General features: G+C 58.5%; 1 rRNA gene. It reads left to right on the forward strand.

Going from position 1 to position 1,418, the window contains the following annotated elements:
• Positions 1–1,418, forward strand: a 23S ribosomal RNA gene (locus HLV61_RS23075); the annotation flags it as partial.

Below are 1,418 nucleotides of genomic sequence, written 5' to 3' on the forward strand. Positions count from 1 at the left end.
CTCCCCCGCCGGAAGACCAAGGGTTCCTGGGCCAGGCTAATCCGCCCAGGGTGAGTCGGGACCTAAGGCGAGGCCGACAGGCGTAGTCGATGGACAACGGGTTGATATTCCCGTACCCGCGAAGGAACGCCCATGCTGAACCCAGCGATGCTGACCCACCGAAACCGCTCCTGTCTTTCGAGACGGGGGTGGGCGTAGCTGGGGACCCGGACTGGTAGTAGGCAAGCGATGGGGTGACGCAGGAAGGTAGTCGGGCCGGTGAGTGGTAGTACCGGTGCAAGGGTGTGGCCCGTCCGGTAGGCAAATCCGCCGGACACACAGGGTGAGGCCTGACGCATAGCCGAATGAGGCGAATCCGATGATCCTATGCTGCCGAGAAAAGCCTCTAGCGAGTTCCGAGCGGCCCGTACCCCAAACCAACTCAGGTGGTCAGGTAGAGAATACCAAGGCGATCGAGCGAACTGTGGTTAAGGAACTCGGCAAAATGCCCCCGTAACTTCGGGAGAAGGGGGGCCGCACGCCGTCATCACTCTTGCAGTGGGCAGCGGTGGGCGGCCGCAGAGACCAGTGAGAAGCGACTGTTTACTAAAAACACAGGTCCGTGCGAAGTCGTAAGACGATGTATACGGACTGACGCCTGCCCGGTGCTGGAACGTTAAGGGGACGGGTTAGTCCTTCGGGGCGAAGCTCAGAACTCAAGCGCCAGTAAACGGCGGTGGTAACTATAACCATCCTAAGGTAGCGAAATTCCTTGTCGGGTAAGTTCCGACCTGCACGAATGGCGTAACGACTTCTCAGCTGTCTCAACCACAGGCTCGGCGAAATTGCACTACGAGTAAAGATGCTCGTTACGCGCGGCAGGACGGAAAGACCCCGGGACCTTCACTATAGCTTGATATTGGTGTTCGGTTCGGCTTGTGTAGGATAGGTGGGAGACTGTGAGGCCGGCACGCCAGTGTCGGTGGAGTCGCCGTTGAAATACCACTCTGGTCGAATTGGATGTCTAACCTCGGTCCGTGATCCGGATCAGGAACAGTGTCAGGTGGGTAGTTTAACTGGGGCGGTTGCCTCCCAAAATGTAACGGAGGCGCCCAAAGGTTCCCTCAGCCTGGTTGGCAATCAGGTGTTGAGTGCAAGTGCACAAGGGAGCTTGACTGTGAGACTGACGGGTCGAGCAGGAGCGAAAGCTGGGACTAGTGACCCGGCACCGGCATGTGGAAGCGGTGTCGCTCAACGGATAAAAGGTACCCCGGGGATAACAGGCTGATCTTCCCCAAGAGTCCATATCGACGGGATGGTTTGGCACCTCGATGTCGGCTCGTCGCATCCTGGGGCTGGAGTAGGTCCCAAGGGTTGGGCTGTTCGCCCATTAAAGCGGTACGCGAGCTGGGTTTAGAACGTCGTGAGACAGTTCGGTC

The sequence above is a fragment of the Geodermatophilus amargosae genome (genome assembly GCF_041028265.1).
Taxonomy (GTDB): domain Bacteria; phylum Actinomycetota; class Actinomycetes; order Mycobacteriales; family Geodermatophilaceae; genus Geodermatophilus; species Geodermatophilus amargosae_A.